Annotated in this window: 12 protein-coding genes; 8 read left to right on the top strand and 4 right to left on the bottom strand. The window is 71.9% G+C overall.

Annotation, left to right across the window (positions count from 1 at the left end; genetic code table 11):
- Positions 1–37: 37 nt before the first annotated feature.
- From CFW40_RS05070 to CFW40_RS05080, 3 genes are all read right to left on the bottom strand, one after another.
- The gene (locus tag CFW40_RS05070; protein WP_119098150.1) at positions 38–1,396 is read right to left on the bottom strand and encodes a hydrogenase expression protein; all 1,359 of its coding nucleotides are present in this window, start codon (positions 1,394–1,396) and stop codon (positions 38–40) included.
- Between the two features lie 275 nt (positions 1,397–1,671).
- Entirely contained in the window at positions 1,672–2,367 is a 696-nt protein-coding gene (locus CFW40_RS05075) for a transposase family protein (protein WP_256331591.1), read from the bottom strand.
- A gap of 62 nt (positions 2,368–2,429) precedes the next feature.
- Positions 2,430–2,882, bottom strand: coding sequence for a hypothetical protein (locus tag CFW40_RS05080; RefSeq protein ID WP_176956569.1), 453 nt, complete (start codon positions 2,880–2,882; stop codon positions 2,430–2,432).
- A gap of 351 nt (positions 2,883–3,233) precedes the next feature.
- Here CFW40_RS05080 and CFW40_RS05085 point away from each other — a divergent pair, with 351 nt between their 5' ends.
- Positions 3,234–3,932, top strand: coding sequence for a tectonin domain-containing protein (locus CFW40_RS05085; RefSeq protein ID WP_077193904.1), 699 nt, complete (start codon positions 3,234–3,236; stop codon positions 3,930–3,932).
- A 286-nt stretch (positions 3,933–4,218) separates the two neighbouring features.
- On the opposite strand, the gene CFW40_RS05090 is transcribed toward CFW40_RS05085, so the two are convergent.
- Positions 4,219–7,284: a BTAD domain-containing putative transcriptional regulator gene (locus tag CFW40_RS05090; RefSeq protein ID WP_088796660.1), complete on the bottom strand. Its 3,066-nt coding sequence runs from the start codon at positions 7,282–7,284 to the stop codon at positions 4,219–4,221.
- Positions 7,285–8,422: 1,138 nt separating this feature from the next.
- Here CFW40_RS05090 and CFW40_RS05095 point away from each other — a divergent pair.
- The 7 genes from CFW40_RS05095 (at position 8,423) to CFW40_RS05130 (ending at position 16,992) form a co-directional block, all read left to right on the top strand.
- On the top strand, positions 8,423–8,917 hold the full coding sequence (locus CFW40_RS05095) for a hypothetical protein (RefSeq protein WP_088796661.1): 495 nt from the start codon (positions 8,423–8,425) through the stop codon (positions 8,915–8,917).
- Between the two features lie 509 nt (positions 8,918–9,426).
- The gene (locus CFW40_RS05100; RefSeq protein WP_088796662.1) at positions 9,427–11,004 is read left to right on the top strand and encodes a phage tail sheath subtilisin-like domain-containing protein; all 1,578 of its coding nucleotides are present in this window, start codon (positions 9,427–9,429) and stop codon (positions 11,002–11,004) included.
- A gap of 121 nt (positions 11,005–11,125) precedes the next feature.
- Complete coding sequence (locus tag CFW40_RS05105; protein WP_018087540.1) at positions 11,126–11,569, top strand: phage tail protein; 444 nt, start codon at positions 11,126–11,128, stop codon at positions 11,567–11,569.
- Complete coding sequence (locus tag CFW40_RS05110) at positions 11,569–11,982, top strand: hypothetical protein (RefSeq protein ID WP_088796663.1); 414 nt, start codon at positions 11,569–11,571, stop codon at positions 11,980–11,982. The genes CFW40_RS05105 and CFW40_RS05110 overlap by 1 nt, the downstream gene beginning before the upstream one ends.
- Complete coding sequence (locus CFW40_RS36980; protein WP_085927347.1) at positions 11,979–12,137, top strand: DUF6760 family protein; 159 nt, start codon at positions 11,979–11,981, stop codon at positions 12,135–12,137. Before CFW40_RS05110 ends, CFW40_RS36980 begins: the two co-directional genes overlap by 4 nt.
- Positions 12,138–15,698: 3,561 nt before the next feature.
- Positions 15,699–16,136 (top strand): phage tail protein, encoded by a 438-nt coding sequence (locus tag CFW40_RS05125; protein WP_088796665.1) that lies wholly within the window; start codon positions 15,699–15,701, stop codon positions 16,134–16,136.
- A gap of 1 nt (position 16,137) precedes the next feature.
- Positions 16,138–16,992, top strand: a complete 855-nt coding sequence (locus CFW40_RS05130; protein ID WP_256331589.1) for a LysM peptidoglycan-binding domain-containing protein — start codon at positions 16,138–16,140, stop codon at positions 16,990–16,992.
- Positions 16,993–17,007: the final 15 nt, after the last annotated feature.

The raw sequence follows: 17,007 nt of genomic DNA on the forward strand, positions 1-17,007 counted from the left end.
CCGGGGCCGGGCGGGTGCCGCCCGGCCCCGGCCGGTTTCACGGCCCTTCGGCGATCTTCCAGTCCTGCCGGTCCCAGGGCCCGTCGGCGCACCCCGTCGACAGCGCGCCCTTGTCGTTCTGCACGTCGGTCAGGCACTCCTGGTTGCGCAAGTTGATGATGCGGGTGCGGCCGTCGGCCGCGTCCGCCAGCCGCCACTTCTGGTGGGGCGGCAGCCTGCCCGTCTTCAGCTGCTCCGGGTCGGCCGCCCAGAGCTCGACCTCGTTGGTGTCCGGCTTCAGCTGGGCGACGCTGCCCGGGGCGCTGGCCGACTCCAGGGCGACCGTGTTGTCCTCGGCGTAGTGGTGGATGATCCACCACTGGTTGCGGCCGAACTGGTCACCCGTCCACTCGGGGTTCTGACCGATCTGTGTGCCGTCCACCTGGCTGCCCCCGTTGGCCTGGAGGTACCAGCCGCCGTTGATGTTGGACCGGATGGTCTGCGCCTTCGGGCCCTCCTCCTCGGGCTTCTTCTCCTCGGGCGGGGGCGGCGGCGGAGGCGCGGGCGGGGGCTTTTCCGATGGCTTGTCGGACGGCGACGCGGCGGGATCGGGCTTCTTGCCCTCCTGCGGGAGCTTGCTCCCGGCCGGGGCCGGCTTCTCCTTCGCGCTCGTCAGCACCGTGGGCGCGGCCTTGAACCAGAGCGCCACGAAGGCCAGTGCCGCCACGAGCAGCAGCGAGCAGACCGCCATCACCCAGCGCGGCAGCACGGACGGCTGGATGTAGGTGCCGCGCAGCTCGGTCGGTTCCGGCGCTCCGGCACGCTGCACGGAGAGGGTGAAGGGGTGCTTACTGGTGCCGCCTACCCAACTGACCGTCCCGGGGCGGATGCTGAGGTTCGCAAAGGCGGCGCGGCCCGGAGCTGCCTGGACCGAGGTCGGTTCGGGCTCGACGGTGAGGGCGTCGCCGTTCTCGCGACCGGAGAGGGAGACCGTCAGCGGCTGGTTGCCGAGGTTGTCGACGGCAACCGCCGCTTTGGCCCGCCAGCGGCCGCGTACGGCCAACGGCACCAGTTCGCAGCGGAGTTCGGCGAACGGCCCGACCGTGATCTGTCCTTCGACGACATCGCGGATCTCGGGGTGTTCGGCCGGTTCGACGCGTATCCCGAAGGGCGTCGGACCGGCCGCGGAGTCGGACGTCCGCGGCGGTGAGAATTCGACCTGCGCCGTGCCCTCGGCCCCGGGGTACAGCCGCAGCACGTCGGGCTCCACCCGTGTCCAGCCCGCTGCGGCACCGGCCGGCCGCAGCCGGTACTCCTCGACGGTGTCGCCCGTGTTGCGTACCCGCAGCCTTACGCTCGCGACGGAACCGGGGTCGACGGTGATCGCGGCCGGTTCCAGGGAAGTCCACATGCTCACCAGGGCAGTCAACCGGCGAAGCCGGTCTCGGTCAGCGTCCGTAAGGGCAGAGCCGGGGGCAGAGCCGGATGCCCTTACGGCTCCGCAGGTGCGCCCCGGCACGCCGGGGCGCACCGCACTGCACCGCACCGGACCGCACTGCACCGCACTGAGCCTTCGCCAACCTGAAGACGCTGGTCAGGGGGCTGGTGTGACCGGCTCTCGGGGTGCTCACGCTGGTCGCGGGCGCCAGTCTGAGGAGTAGATCGTCCGTCAGCGGTTGACCTCGAGGTTCGTCAGAACAAGCAGGGCACGCAACCGGGGGTGAGCTTGTGGGTGCGGCTGGCGTGGAAGCCGGCGATGATCACGGGATCGCGTACGTCGTTGTCCAGGCCGCGGAAGCCGAGATCTGCCAGCGCCCGAAGGCCGGCGGCGCGTAGGTGGGCCAGGATGCGGTCGTGGCGGGCGGCGGTGTTGTCATGGGTGCGACCTTGCCGGGCGGCGGATATCCAGATCAGGCGCCCCCTCTCGTCGGTCAGGGCGAGGAAGTGCAGGCCGTGACGGTGGTGCTTTCCGTAGTAGTTCCGCCGGTCGGCCTTTCCGGTGCGACGCTGGGTGGCGATGAGAGTGCCGTCGATCAGGACCACCTCCAGGCCCTGCTTGGTGACCTTCTTCAGGGCTCGGTCCAGGCGCGGGGCTTGGGCGGCGAGCAGGGTGATCAGCTCGTCGCGCCAGCGGCGGACGGTGGACTCGGACACGTTGTTTCCGCCGGCCATGTCGGCCAGGCGCTGGTCGTGTCGCAGCACGGCCAGGACGATCACCGCGATCTTTCCCGGCGGCAGGATCCGCCACCGGGACCGGATCGCTTCCAGGTGGCGCCGCAGCAGATCGGCGAGGTGGTTGACGGTGCGCGTGGACAGCGTCAGTCGGCACTGGTAGACAAGCGGGCAGGGTCCTCGGCGTGCTCTTTGGTATTCGTCACACGATTCCAACAGCCCTCGGGGGCACCGTGGTTACGCCCTCACCGCACTGCCCCAGGCGGTGGTGGAGCAGTTCACAGGCGGGTGGTGAACCGGCCGTCGGGCAGTTTGCGCAGCCAGCCGCGGTCGACCAGCCTGACCAGCTTCGCGCGCAGCGGTTCCAGCTTGGCCCGCACGCTGATGTCCACGCCCAGCATCTCGCCGACCTGCCGGGCCGTGACCGGTCCGGCGGCCTGCCGCACCGCGGCGAGGATGCGCTGGTAGTCCGGCGGGAGCATGGTCTCCTCCACGTCCGGTGCGCGGTGCGGGATCAGCATCACCGTCCGTCCACCCACCTGTCCGGGCGCTGGCGCGGCCGAGGCGCGCTCGTCGGCGAGCTGCTCTCTCACCCGCTCAAGGACCCGTTCAGCGACGGCGAGTTCGTCCCGCTCCGCCCGTACTTCCGCCAACTGCTTGGCCAGCTGTTCCTTGAGTTCGTCCAGTTCTGCGCACCGCGCGCTGATCCGTTCCAGCAGCTCGGGATCCATGCACAGGATCGTAGAAGGCCACCCGACCACACGGGACAAGGAACAGGTGAGCCGACCAGGCCCTTCCGCCTCCTCCGGCACGTCCACCACCCCGGGTCGGCCTCCCGACGCTCTCGCTCGCTCGTCGGTGTCAATCCGGTGATTGCGAATAACCCGCAAGTGGGACCTCTGATCAGGTCACCCCTGGATCAACCGCCGGCCGCACCGTCCCAGCTCGAAGTACGCGACCCATCCGATAAACGAGGCTTTACGGACAATAGAAGGATCATGCCGTAAGCACGCTTGCATGCTGAATCGTTCCCTCGCGGGAGCGTCTGCATGCAACATCGCCGACGACAAGGAGCCCGTGGAATGGCCGACTGGAAGCAGATCAGCGGTGCGCTCGTTCGGATCTCGGCCGGGTCGAGGACCAACGTGTGGGGCGTCAACGCGGCCGGGAACATCTACCGCTACACCAACAACGACGCCAGCCCCTGGGTGCAGATCCCGGGGGCACTGACGGACATCGGAGCCGCCGCGGACGGCACCGTCTGGGGCGTCAACTCCGCCGGCAACATCTACCGCTACACCGGCGACCAGGAAAGCGGCCACTGGAAGCAGATCAGCGGCGGACTCGTTCGGATCTCGGCCGGGTCGAGGACCAACGTGTGGGGCGTCAACGCGGCCGGGAACATCTACCGCTACACCAACAACGACGCCAATCCCTGGGTGCAGATCCCGGGGGCACTGACGGACATCGGAGCCGCCGCGGACGGCACCGTCTGGGGCGTCAACTCCGCCGGCAACATCTACCGCTACACCGGCGACCAGGAAAGCGGCCACTGGAAGCAGATCAGCGGCGGACTCAAGGCGATCTCAGCAGGCTCCCGCACCTCGGTCTGGGGAGCGAACGCCGGCGGGAACATCTACCGCTACACCAACAACGACGCCAGCCCCTGGGTGCAGATCCCCGGCGCGCTCACCGACGTCGGAGCAGGAGTGGACGGCACCGTCTGGGGCGTGAACTCGGCCGGCAACATCTACCGCTACACCGGTGATCTGCCGGGCTGACCCCCGACCACTCGGCATCCCGCCGCCGGAAGTCAGGCCGGTCACGTCCCCCAGGGCGTGACCGGCCCCGGCACAAACAGCAACCGGCGAGCCGACCTCCCTGTCAGACGATCTACGCCGGAGACTGCAGCCCACAGCCAGCCTGAGTGCTGGCAGAGGCCCATCACACCAGCCCCCTGACCTGCTGCTTCAAGTTGGCGGAGGCTCACTGCACCGCACCGGACCGCACCGGATCAGACCGGACCGGATCCCGGGAAGAGAAGGACGCGGTGCCGCTCCGTGCTGCTCAAGGCGGGACGCCCGCCGCGGCGGCCACAGCGGGACCACCGCCTGTCACGAATGTCCGGCCCGCGGCAGCACACCGCCGGCCGGGTGCCGGACTTGCGCGCGCATGCCCTCGCCCGCCGGCTTCCGTACCTCGGAGAGCTTCGCCGACAGCACCTTTGACGACAGCAGCTTTGGTGACAGCCACTTCGGCGTCGGGGTCGGGGCCCGCCTCCGCATCCGCTTCCCCTGAGCGGTCCAGAGCCACGTACGTGTGCGTCAGACGGTCGAGGACACCGTTCACCTCGGCCCCGCGGCCCAGGGCGGCGAAGACGTCCCGGGCCGCCTCCAGCAGGGGCAGCGCCGCCCGCTGGCGGCCCATCTCCACGAGTACGACGGCCAGTTCGTGTGCGGCCTCGGCACTGGTCAGCGGATCGCCGGACGAGGTGGCCGGCCGCAGGCCCCGCCCTGCTGCGCACTCCGTCCGGCCAGGAGAGTCAGCGCCGTGGCGCGGGGCGCCCAGAAGGCGCAGGGCGCGCGTCGTGGCCGCGTCGCCGCCGTACCGCCGGGCGCTGTCCACGGCCCGGCGAACGAGCGGTTCGAGGTCGCGGTGACGCGCGGTGCCGCTGAGCGCATGCGACCAGGCGGTGAGGAGGTCCACGGCGGCACCGAGCAGCCGGGGCGCCGCGTCCAAGGCCCGCTCCACGGCCGCGTACAGCCGGGTGTGCGCGATGCCGAGCCATTCGTGCGCGGCGTCGGCGTCGGCGAGGGCACGGCCCGGGGAGTCCGGGCGGCGCAGCAGATCGGGCAGGGCACGCTGCGGCCTGATCAGCCGCCCCGCCATCAGGACGGTGGCCAGCACATAGTCGAAGAACCGGTGCTGCGCCGCTTCCCGCTCCCCCGGGCTGTCATGCGCCTCGCCCAGCCGCCGCGCGAAGAGTCCGACCAGTTCGTGATAGCGGTAGCGGTCGTCACCGTGCAGTTCCACGAGCCCGGCGTCGACCAGCATCTCGACCGCCGCCTCCGCCTCGTCGTCGGTGGTGTCCATCAGCGCGGCCGCGGCACCCCGGCAGAAGGTCGGCATACCACACAGGGCGAAGGCGCGGAAGGCGTGGGCGAGATCGGGGCCGAGCGCCGCGTAGCCGTCGCGGAAGGTCGCCTCCACGCCCAGGTCACCCACCCGCAGCTCGTCCAGTCGCCGCCGCTCATCGCTCAGCCGGGCCACGAGGTCGGCCATGGACCGGCCCGGCCGGGACACCAGGCGGGCGGCGACGATACGCACGGCGAGCGGCAACCCGCCGCAGGTGGCGACCAGTTCGCGTGCCACCTCCGGCTCCGCGGCCACCCGCTTCGCCCCCACGATCGCGCCGAACAGCCCCAGCGCCTCCGCGTCGTCCATCACCTCGACGTCGACACAGCGGGCACCCGGCAGCGCGAGCGTCCGCACACGGCTGGTGATCAGCACCGCGCACCCCGGCGCCCCGGGCAGCAGCGGCCGCACCTGCGCACTGTCGCGGGCGTTGTCGAGGACGACGAGGACCCCGCGGCCGGCGAGCAGCGAGCGGTACAGGGCGGCCTTCTGCTCCAGCCCGTCCGGAACGGCGCTCTTGGGGACGCCGAGGGCACGCAGGAAGTGCGTCAGGACAGCGCTGCTGTCCGCCGGAGCCAGGTCGGTGCCCCGCAGATCCGCATACAGCTGCCCATCGGGGAAGCGGTCCCGTACGGCATGGGCGACATGCACGGCCAGCGCCGTCTTGCCGACCCCACCGAGCCCGCTGAGCGTGGCCACCACCGGTGCCCGTCCGCCGGCCGCCCCGCGCAGCGCCGAGGCCAGGTGCGCGACGGCCTCCGCTCGCCCCGCGAAATCGGCGATGTCGGGCGGGAGCTGAGCCGGTACGGGCGGTGGGGTGCCGAGAGGTAAGGCATCCCGGGGAGGGCGGGGCGGGCCGGTCCGGCGGTCATGGCTGTCACAGCAGTCGTGGGGGTCAGGGCAGTCCTGGATGCCAGTGCGGTCACGGTGGCCACGGCTGCCCTTGCGGTCACGGTGGTCATCGCTGCGGTCACGGGCAGGGCGGGGCCGTTCGACGACAGGGACGGAACCAGGGCCCGAACCAGGGCCCGAACGAGGGCTGGGCTTGCCACCGAGCCCGGACCTGGACCCGGATCCGGCCCCGGACCCGAATCCGGAGCCGGCCCCGGCAGCTTCCCCGGCCGCCGGCCCGGGTCCGGCACCCGCCCCGACCCCTTTGCCGCCCGTCCCTTTGCGCAACGCTTCATACAGCGCGCGGAGTTCGTTGCCCGGCTCGGTGCCGAGTTCGACGACGAGGGTGCGGCGGGTGGCCGCGTACACCGCGAGGGCTTCGGCCCGGCGACCCTCGCTGTGCAGAGCTCGCATCAGCAGGGCCTGGGCGCGTTCACGCAGCGGATGCTCGGCGGCGAAGGCGCGCAGTCCGGCGATCGAGTCGGCCATCGAATCGGCATACCGGCCCAACTCCACGACGCAGTCGAAGAGTTCTTCCTGGGCGGTGACGCACAGTTCGGTGAACCGGTCACGCTGCCGCTGGGCGTACGGGCCGGGCAGTCCGGCCAGCGCCATGCCTTCCGGGAGCGCCAGCGCGTCCCTCAGCTGCGCACACGCGCCGGCGGTGTCGCCCACTCCCCGGAGCCTGCGCGCGGTGACCAGCCGCTCCTCGAACGCGGCCGCATCCAGCGCCTCGCCGGCCACCCGTAGTGCGTAGCCGCCGCTCGACGACACGAGCAGGCGCGCGGGCTCACGGGGCTGACGGTCCGGCTCCAGCAGTCCGCGGAGCCGGGAGACGTAGGTCCGCAGGGTTCCCACCGCCCGCGGTGGCGGCCGCTCGCCCCACAGCGCATCCACCAATTGCGGGAGGGAGACGGGCCGGCCCCCGTGCAGAAGCAGCACCGCCAGCAGGGCACGCTGCTGCGCCGGGCCGAGATTCAGCGGACGGTCTCCCCGCCAGGCGCGCACCGGGCCGAGCACTTGAAACCGCAGCCGGTCCCCCCGGTCCGGGCTGCTCGCCTCCGCCCGGCCCTTCAACTCGTCCACATCGTCCGCGTCGCCGAGCACTGCCAGCTCGCTCCCCTGCCCACGTCGACCTGCAACGCCACCCTTTGGACCAGCACTGATGTACCGGCCTTACCAAACTAGCCCAGGGCACCGACAGAACAGACCGGAAGATGTCCGATATTGGCCCAACGGTAAATCCTCCCAATTTCTCCGGCCCGCAGGGCTTCTCACCGGCGCTCTCCTGTGCTTCGCCAGTACTCGCCGACCGTCACCGGTGTTCGGCAGGGCAACCGCTCTGCCCGTTCACCCTCCCTCCCGCCTCTGGATGCGAAAACCACTGCGGCCGAAAATCGCAGCAGGGCCGCCCCCGGACGGACCACGACCCCACGAACCGACGAGCCACCGGCCCGCCAGAACGGAGCCACCGTGCACGCACGCGAACGGCGGGCGGCGGGAGAGGAAGCGGCGCGACGCCCCGCCGTCCGCGGACCCGAACGCCCCCGCACCCTCGCCTCAACCCCCTCCCTCCAGCGGCCGGACGCCCTGCTCGCCCTCCAACGGACAGCGGGCAACGCGGCGGTCGCCCGCGCACTGACCCCGGCGCAGGAGAACGCAAGAGATCCGCAGCACTCCCAGCGCCCCCAAAGCCCGCAGCACGCACCACACATACAGCGCTCACCCCACACGGAGCCCCTACAGCGGTACGCGGAGGGAGCGGCCGCCCTCGGCTTCGACAAGGTCTCCACGAACGGCGGCATCGCGATCCGGGGCCGCTACGAGGCCTACGCCGACGCGGAGATGATCGCGGCCGCCGCGCGCGCTCTCGACGCTCAGGACCGGGTGGCGATCACCCTGGAGCGCGGGGCAGCGGTGCGGGTCGGCGAGCGCACCCTGTACCGGGTGCTGCCCGTCTACAAGGACGCGGCCAGGGCGGAGGCCGCCGTACGGGCCGCGGGCCGGAACCCGGAGAGCGCCGGTCACGAGCCGGTGCGCGGGGACAGCACGGCCCAGCGCGGCGAAAAGCACGCCGCCTACCAGCGATCCCTGACCGACCCCCCGGAAGTCAGGCGGCTCGTCGCGCTCGCCCAGCGCATCGTGACGGCACTCCGGGCACGGACCGAACCGCCGGGCCCCACGGTCGACCGCCTGCGGGCCGAAGCCATGAGGCTGGCAATGGACACGATGGGCGGCTGGCTGGGTGGCCGCGCGGTTCCCCTACCCGGAACGTGCCGGCCGGGAGGGGCTGACCGACCTCGCGGTCCTCATGCCGGGCCTGACCGCCGACTTCCTCTCCGGCCTCCCCGCGGTCGAGAACCAGGAGGCCGTCGTGCACGAGCTGCTGATCACCCTCCCCAACGACTGCCAGGCGGCCGCGGCGCAGCTCATCGGCAGGCCTGCGGACGGCGGCCTCAGCGTGCGGCGCCCCGCACCCGCCGTGGGCGGGAACCACTTCGTCGACCTGACCGGAGCGGCCCAGGACGGCTGGGCGAACCACTTCGCCTCCGTGATTCTGCGCGACGGCGACGACACCCTCACCTACGAGGCGGCCGCCGACCGCGCCAGTGCGCTGCAGCACGGCAAGTCCCTCGGCTACTTCGCGCTGTACGGCCGGGCCGGGACCGACCAGTCCTTCGACACGACCATCCGCGCCCAGAACCAGGCCTACGCGGAGCGGTCGGCGTCCGCCACATGACCTAACGGGCAGCGCGCTCTGCCCCCGACGGGGCCCGTTCGTCTCTACAGCCCGGCCCGCCCATGGGACAGGGTCGGGAGAGTAGAGCGCAGAAGTGCATCAGCGGTGAGGGGGAGGTACGTCATGCGGGCGAAGGACCGGCAGCCCGGCTCGGGGAGCGGCCGAGCACAGGCGCCGCGCGCCACGCGCACCACGCCCTCCCCCGCTGGTGACGCGGCCCGCCTGGCCGCGGCCGGCGAGGCCGGGCGCCTCGCCCCGGAGGCGACCGCCGCCCGCCAACGGGCCGTGGGATACGCGGCGTTCTCGGCCGCCCCGGCCCCCCGGGAGCAGTACCGGCACGGCCCGGCCTGCGGCCACACCGCGCCCCCGCCCGTACTGCGCTCCACTCCGCCTTCGAGTACGCGATGCCCCGACTTCCCTCGCCCCCACAGGGCAGGCCCTCGCGTCGCCGAGCCACCACCGTAGAAAAGGCCACCAGGCCGAGTACCACTTCCAGGGAGTAACAGAACATGCCCACCTACCTGTCCCCCGGCGTCTACGTCGAGGAAGTCGCCAGCGGATCGCGGCCCATCGAAGGGGTCGGGACGTCGGTGGCGGCCTTCGTCGGCCTGGCGCCCACCGGCCCGCTCAACGAGCCGACACTGGTGACGAACTGGTCCCAGTACGTGGCCGCCTTCGGTGAGTTCACGGACGGGTACTACCTCGCGCACTCCGTGTACGGGTTCTTCAACAACGGCGGAACGGCCGCGTATGTGGTGCGGGTCGGCGGGTCCGACGATGGAGAGCCGCAGGCCACCGTGGCAAGCGAGGCGCCCAAGGCGCTGACGGCCGGGGAGCCGACCACGCTCGGAACCTTCAAGGTCGCGGCGATCACGGCTGGTTCCGCGGGCGCCGGGGCGCTCACCGTCGAGGTACAGGACGTCGAGGGCGAGGGCAGCGCCGACCGGTTCAAGCTGGTCGTCAAGGACGGCGACAAAGTCGTCGAGAGCTTTGACGCCAGCGCGAAGAAGAGCTCGCGGAACTTCGTCGTCACGCAGGTGAAGCAGCGGTCCAAGACGATCGTCGTCGAAGAGGCCGCACCGGCCGGGCAGTTGGCCAAGCCGGACGCACAGAGCGTCACGCTGGCCCCGCCCGCCCCGGCGCCCACCGTCCCCGCCACACCCGCCGCGGGCGAGCGGCTGGCCTCCGGCCAGTTCATCGGCGACTCCGCCGACCGCACCGGCTTCGGCGGCCTGGAGGCGCTGGACGAGGTCAACATGGTGGCCGTCCCGGACCTGATGGCCGCCTACCAGCAGGGTCTGATCGACCTGGAGCAGGTCAAGGCCGTCCAGCTGGGCCTGGTCGCGCACTGCGAGCTGATGGGCGACCGGATGGCGGTCCTGGACCCGCCGCCGGCGCTCAACGCGCGCGACATCCGCAAGTGGCGCCAGGAGGTCGCGGGCTACGACTCCCGCTACGCCGCGCTCTACTACCCGTGGATCAAGGCCTTCGACCCGGCGACGGGCCAGACCCGCACCATTCCGCCGTCCGGTCACATGGCCGGTGTGTGGGCCCGTAACGACTCCGAGCGTGGCGTTCACAAGGCCCCGGCCAACGAAATCGTCCGCGGTGCGGTCGACTTGGAGCTGCAGATCACCCGCGGTGAGCAGGACCTGCTCAACCCGGTCGGGGTGAACTGCATCCGCGCCTTCCCCGGACGCGGCATCCGGGTGTGGGGCGCGCGGACCCTGGCCTCCGACCCGGCCTGGCGCTACCTGAACGTACGGCGCTACTTCAACTACCTGGAGGAGTCGATTCTCATCGGCACCCAGTGGGTGGTGTTCGAGCCGAACGACGAGGCGCTGTGGGCCCGCATCCGGCGCAATATCTCGGCGTTCCTGGTGAACGAGTGGCGCTCGGGCGCCCTGTTCGGACAGCGGCCCGAGGACGCGTTCTACGTGAAGTGTGACGCGGAGACGAACCCTGTCGAGTCCGTCGACCTGGGCCGCGTGGTGTGCGAGATCGGCATCGCACCGGTCAAGCCCGCCGAGTTCGTGGTCTTCCGGCTGGCCCAGTTCTCGGGCGGTGGCGGGGAGTTGGAGGAGTAGTAGCAGTAGCGGCAGCGGCAGATCTGCTCGCAGCCCCCTTTCTTTCTCCATTTCCTTTTCCTTCTCCTTCTCCTCTCCCTTCCCCACCCGTACAGAGTTACTTCAACAGGAGTGAACCGCCTTGTCCCTTCAGCCCGGTGATGCCCTCACCTCACACAATTTCGGCCTGCAGATCGACGGCGTGATGGTCGAATATCTGCAGGAGGTCAGCGGCCTGACCATGGAGCAGGACGTCATCGAATACCAGCAGGTCTCGGCGGACGGAAAGCCCGTGGTCAAGAAGATGCCCGGCACGAAGAAGGCCGGCGAATGCACGGTGACGCGCGGTATGACGCAGAGCGGCGCATTCAGCGAGTGGATCAACAAGTCCATCGCGGGCGACATGGGTTCGGCCCGTAAGAACGCCACCATCATGATGATGGACTACCAGAACAACCCCGTGAAGCGTTACAACATGCGCAACGCCTGGTGCAGCAAGGTGGAGACCAGCGGGGTCAAGGCGGGCGACGCCGCCGCGCTGACCGAGCAGGTCACCATCGTCTTCGAAGAGCTGGTCATCGAGTAATGCGGCGCGACGGCCCGGCGGGGGCACCTCAGCAGCGTGAGACCTTGCGTACGGAATTCGAGTTCGAGTTGCCGCGCGGGTTCGTGGACGAGTCCGGGACCGTCCACCGCAACGGCGCGATGCGGCTCGCGACGGCACGGGACGAGCTGATCCCGCTGCGGGATGTGCGCGTGCGCGAGAACCCGGCGTATCTGTCGGTCGTGCTGCTGGGCCGGGTCATCACCCGGCTCGGCACGCTCGCCTCCGTGCACGACGGGACGGTGGAGAACATGTTCGCCTCCGACCTGGCCTTTCTGCAGGACTTCTACCGGCAGATCAATGCGGAGGGCCACACGCGCGCCGCGGTGTCCTGCCCGCACTGCGAGGAGCCCTTCGAAGTGGAACTGGCCGGGAGCCGCCTGGGGGAATCGTGACGTACGCGACCGGGCGTATCGAGGAGGAAGTCGCCTACCTCGCCTACCACTTCCACTGGGGCATCGACGACATCCTCGACCTCGAACACGCCGACCGGCGCGCGTACGTGTCACAGATCGCCGCCCTGGTGGAGCGGGCTGAAGGGAAGCAGTGACGGAGGATGGGGTTGTTCGGGTGGCGTCGGGGGGCGCGGGGCGCGCAGGGTACGCAGCGGCGTGCGCAGCGTGCACGGGGGCCTGAGGTCGGGGCGGCTGCGGAGGCTTCCGCCGGGGGCGCGGACGGTGGCAGCGGTGGCGGAGGCGACGGTGGCTGGTCCGCCGTGCCCCCCATCCAGCGGGTCCTGGGGGCGCCCGGCACGGTTGCGGAGGCCGGCTTCGCCGCGTCGCTGAGCGCGCACCGCAACCCCTCCTTCGGCGGGGAGCTGGGGCATGACGTACGCGCCTCGGCTCCCGGTGGTGTGCTGCGCGATGCGTTGGTGCCCGTCGCGGGCCGTCCCGTCGACCTCGGGCTGCCGATTCAGCGGCTTCCGGTCGCGGGCCGGGTGGACGAGGGCGAGGACGGAAGCGCGGGGGCGGCCTCCTGGTTCGCTGCCGCGTCGGGGGCGGGCGCGGGGCGAGCTGCCGGCGTGAGCCAGGGTGTGGGCTCGGGGCAAGGTGTCGGGGTGCGGTCCGGGGCTCATGCTGGGCAGTCCGGGGGTGCGGTGCGTCCCGGGGCCCGGGGGGCGGTACGTCCCGTGACCCGGGGTGCGGTACGTCCGGAAGGCAAGGGTGTGGCACGTACGGAAACCCGGGGTGCGGCACCTGCTGAGCCCCCGGGTGCGGCACCTTCGGAGACCGGGGGCGTGACACGTCCTGCGCGCCGGGGTGCCGGTGCCGTACAGCGGTCGGCCTCGCCGAGTGGCGTGCCGCGTACCCCGACGACTGCCTCGCGCACGCCTCGTCAGCCGTCTTCGGGAGGCGGGGCGTCGGCCGCGGCCCCGCGGAACGATGCACCGGGTGCAGGATCGGTCATCCCGCCGGGCACGTCTCCGGTCGCTTCGGCGGCCGGGCCGTCGGCCGTCACGACACCTGTCCGGTCCTCTGCCCTGCCACCTGCTGTGCCACCTGCTCTGCCACCTGCCCGGTCGTCAGCTCTGCCGTCCGTCACACCGTCCAGCAGGCCGTCCAGCACGCCGTCTGTCACGCCGTCTGGCCCCCTGCGGGAGGAAGCCGCTCGCTCCGCTTCGCGTGGGGCGAGGGCGGCTGCCCTTCCCTCAGCGATGCCCGTCGCCATGCCCGTACAAAGGGCTGCCGGGGTGCGGTCCCCGCTCACCTCGGCGGGCAGGGTCGCCATGCCGCCGCGGAGGCTGCGGACAGCCTCCTCGTCGCATAGGGGGAACAGCGGCACCGCCCCCTCCGCTTCCCCCGCCTCCTCGACAACCGACGCTCCTGTGTCACGCACCGAAGCAGCAGCGCCGACACCGGCAGCGGCACCGGCAGCGACGCCCACCACGAGGTCCGAAGCGGCGCCGCCCCCTGTTTCCTCCCCTTCCCCTCGTGCCTCTACCGCAGAGCCGACGGGCGAGGGGGCGGCACCGGCCACCGCATCCGTACGACCCAATGTGCCCCAACGAGCCATACAGCGGCGAGCTGTTGGCCCGGCCCGGCCTGGTGCCTCGAACCAGGGCAGCGCACCGGAGGACAACGCTCTGAGCAAGGGCTCGGCACCCGGCGCCGCCCCGGCGTCTGGCGGTGCCCCGGCGTCTGGCGGTGCCCCGGCGTCTGGCGGTGCCCCGGCCTCGCCGGCTCCGGGTACACCAACCAGCGCGAGCCCCGCCCTCACTCCACGACCACCGGTCTCGTCTACCTCCTCGTCCGGGAACACACGCCCGCATGCGGACTCCAACACCAGCGACCACCCGGCCCAGAGGCCGGGCCCGAGGTCGTCCGCGGGCCCCTCCACGAGCTCCGGCGACCGGACGCACCAGCCGGTCCAACGGGCAGTTGAACAACCCGCCCAGCGGCCCGCGCGGCGGTCTAACGGAAGGGGTGGCCAGCGCCTGGGACTTGGTGCTCCGCTGATCCTGACTGCGGACTCCGGTGGCCCGGTCACGGACGTGCCGGTTGCGGCCGACGCACAGCCGGTCCAGCCTCCGGCCGAAGACCGTCGTACGCCTGGCCCTGTTCAGCCCTCGACACCCATGGCCCCACGCAAGCCACTCATCGGCGCACCCGTCGAGTCCACCGCGATCCGACGCCAGGATGCTGCCCCGACGCCTTCGCCTTCGCCTTCGCCTACAGGGACAACGGCGCCGACGACGGCTCAAACACCGCCCCCTGCCCCTGCCCCTGCCCCTGCCCCGACAACGGCCCACACTCCGAACTCGACGCCGACCCCAGCACCGACGACTACAGCCTCGACCCCAGCCCCAGCCCCAACCACCGCCCGGGCCAAGGTGCAGCGTTCCGTGGCGCCCACCGAACTCTCCTCAGCCGTAAGCCCGTTGACGACGACACGTACATCGGAAAGGCGTACGCCGGAGACCGGCGCCCCGGAATCCCGTACGGCGGAGCCCCACCCCTGGGAATTCCGTACGCCGACGCATCGAGCGCTGACGGCCGGCGCCCCCGCTCCACTCGCCGCCCGGCGAGCGCCGCTCGCGTCGGCACGTGCACTGGACCCGTCTGCCTGGCAACGGTCCACAGGGCAGGCGGCGCCGCAGTCCGCCGGCCCCGCAGCGGTACAGCGGTCGAGCCCGCAGCCCACACCGGCCGTAGCCCTACGCCCCGTAGCGAGCACAGTCGACACGACGGTCACAACAAGCCCAGCGGGCACGGCAGGCACGACAGGCATGGCAGGCACGACGAGCGCAGTGCGCACGGTCACCACGGCGGGCACGGTCGCCACAGCAGACACAGACAGCACAGCAGACACGGCAGGCACAGTCGGCACAGCAAGCGCAAGGAGACCGGCGCACCGACGAGCGAGCGTCCCAGTAGTCCCCCTACAGAAGTCGGCCCAGACACCGATGGCGGCACGGACACCGGCGTCGGCACTGCCCCCGGGACCGGCACCAGCAGTGCCCCCGCCGGCCCCGGCACGGCCCCCTGGCCACCCGCTCACCCCACCGCGTACGGTCCGGACCGCCCCCACCGTCCCCGGCATGCCCATGGTGCAGCGTGCACCCACCGCTCCCGGGGCTCGGGCCTCGGCCGCGACCCCGAATCCTGCTCCACCCCACGCCCCTGCCCCGGCTCCGGCTCCGGCTCCGGCCGCGGCTCGGGCCCCGGCTCCTCGCTCCCTCGCACCGCCCGTCCTCCCCCGCCCCGCGCCGTCCGCACCACCCCCCGGCCCCACCCCTGCAGGAGCCCCCCGACCGATCCAGCGCGCCGCGGGCCCCTCCGCAGCCGCCCCCACACCGCCCACACCCGCCGGAGCCGCCCCAACCGCCCCGTCCACCCCTGCCGCCCCCACCAGCCCAGCCGACCCCACCGACCCCGCCGCCCTGGACGCCCTCGCCCGCCGGCTCGTAGCGCCTCTCTCACGGCTGCTCCGCGCCGAGTTGCGCGGCGACCGCGAGCGCATCGGCCGACTACGCGATCACGGCCGCTGACCCTCACCCGTCCGGCCCGCCCGTCCCACACCCCCCGCCCGCCCGCTCACACCCGCACGCACCCGCCCACGCGCCCCTCCAGCCCCGCCCCACCACACCACCCCACCTGAAAGACCACCCACCATGCCCCAGGCCCTGGACCCCGGTTCCACCGTCTTCTTCAAGCTGACCATCGACGGCCAGGACCTCGGCCTGTTCAACGGCTGCGACGGCCTGGCCTCCGAGGTCGAGGTGGAGCAGCGGCAGGAGGGCGGCAACAACGGTTTCGTCTGGCAGTTGCCCACCCGCGTGACGTTCTCCACCATCCGTCTCACCCGCCCCCTCACCGCCGACACCTCCCGGGTGGCCGCCTGGATCTCGTCGCTCGCCACCGGCATCAGCAGGCCCACCGCCCAGATCGCCGCGCTCCGCGCCGACGGCTCGGTCGTCGCGCAGTGGGGCCTGGTGGAGGTGCTGCCCGTGCGCTGGCAGGGGCCGAGTCTGGATCCGGCCAGCCCGGCCGTGGCGACCGAGACGCTGGAGATCGCCCACCACGGGTTCACCGACGCGGGAGGTGCCTGAGGTGGCCGCACCGACCGGCGGGAAGGCGGGCGCCAGCCTCGTACGGGCCGCGCTGGCGATCCATCAGCCCCCCACCGACCTCGGCGGTTCCATGGGCGGCCGCATCGGCGAGGTGGAGTTCCAGTTCAATCCGACCCAGTTGCAACTCGGACGGGAGGCAGAGTGGCGCACCCAGGCCGCGGTCGCCTATATGCGGGGTGCACCGCCCAAGTTCACCGGCACCCGGCCCGCCACGCTCCAGCTGGAGGTGTTCCTGGACGCCTCCGGCACCCCGAATTCCGGGAAGGTGCAGAAGCAGGTCGAACTGCTGCTGTCCTGCTGCGAGGTGACGGCACAGAGCGTCAATTCCAAGCGTCCTTCGCCGCCTTGGGTGCGGTTTTCCTGGGGGTCATTCAACACGGTCCAGTTCGTGGCGTACGTGACCAGCGTCAACGCCACGTACACCCTCTTCAACCCCACCGGCGAGCCGATCCGCGCCACCTGCGCCCTGTCCCTCACCGAGGTGGCCATGCCCACCAAGGGGCAGAACCCCACCTCCGGCGCGCTCTCCGCACGCCGGATCCACCGCACGGTCGCGGGTGACTCGCTCGCCTCGCTGGCCTGGCGGGAGTACGGGGACGCGACCCGCTGGCGGCTGATCGCGGAGGCGAACGAGATCGACGATCCGATGCGGCTCCGGCCGGGCACGGAGCTGCTGCTGCCCGCCGCCGACGAGGCCCCTCCCGAAGGCTCTCCCGAAGGCCGGTCCGAGGACCGGTCCGAAGCCCGGCCCACAGGCGGCTCACCGAGCCGTCCCGCGCACAGTCCCACCGGCCACCCCACCGGTCGCCCGACAACCCAGGAGGCCGCCCGATGACCAGCGAGAACATCC

Origin of the sequence: Streptomyces sp. 2114.4, assembly GCF_900187385.1 — a bacterium.
Lineage (GTDB): Bacteria > Actinomycetota > Actinomycetes > Streptomycetales > Streptomycetaceae > Streptomyces > Streptomyces mooreae.

Bases quoted from the DNA above. Each gene is read 5' to 3' on its own strand.
- CFW40_RS05110 (WP_088796663.1), top strand. From the start codon at position 11,569: ATGCGGCGCGACGGCCCGGCGGGGGCACCTCAGCAGCGTGAGACCTTG.
- CFW40_RS05100 (WP_088796662.1), top strand. From the start codon at position 9,427: ATGCCCACCTACCTGTCCCCCGGCGTCTACGTCGAGGAAGTCGCCAGC.
- CFW40_RS05085 (WP_077193904.1), top strand. From the start codon at position 3,234: ATGGCCGACTGGAAGCAGATCAGCGGTGCGCTCGTTCGGATCTCGGCC.
- CFW40_RS05080 (WP_176956569.1), bottom strand. From the start codon at position 2,882: ATGGATCCCGAGCTGCTGGAACGGATCAGCGCGCGGTGCGCAGAACTG.
- CFW40_RS05125 (WP_088796665.1), top strand. From the start codon at position 15,699: ATGCCCCAGGCCCTGGACCCCGGTTCCACCGTCTTCTTCAAGCTGACC.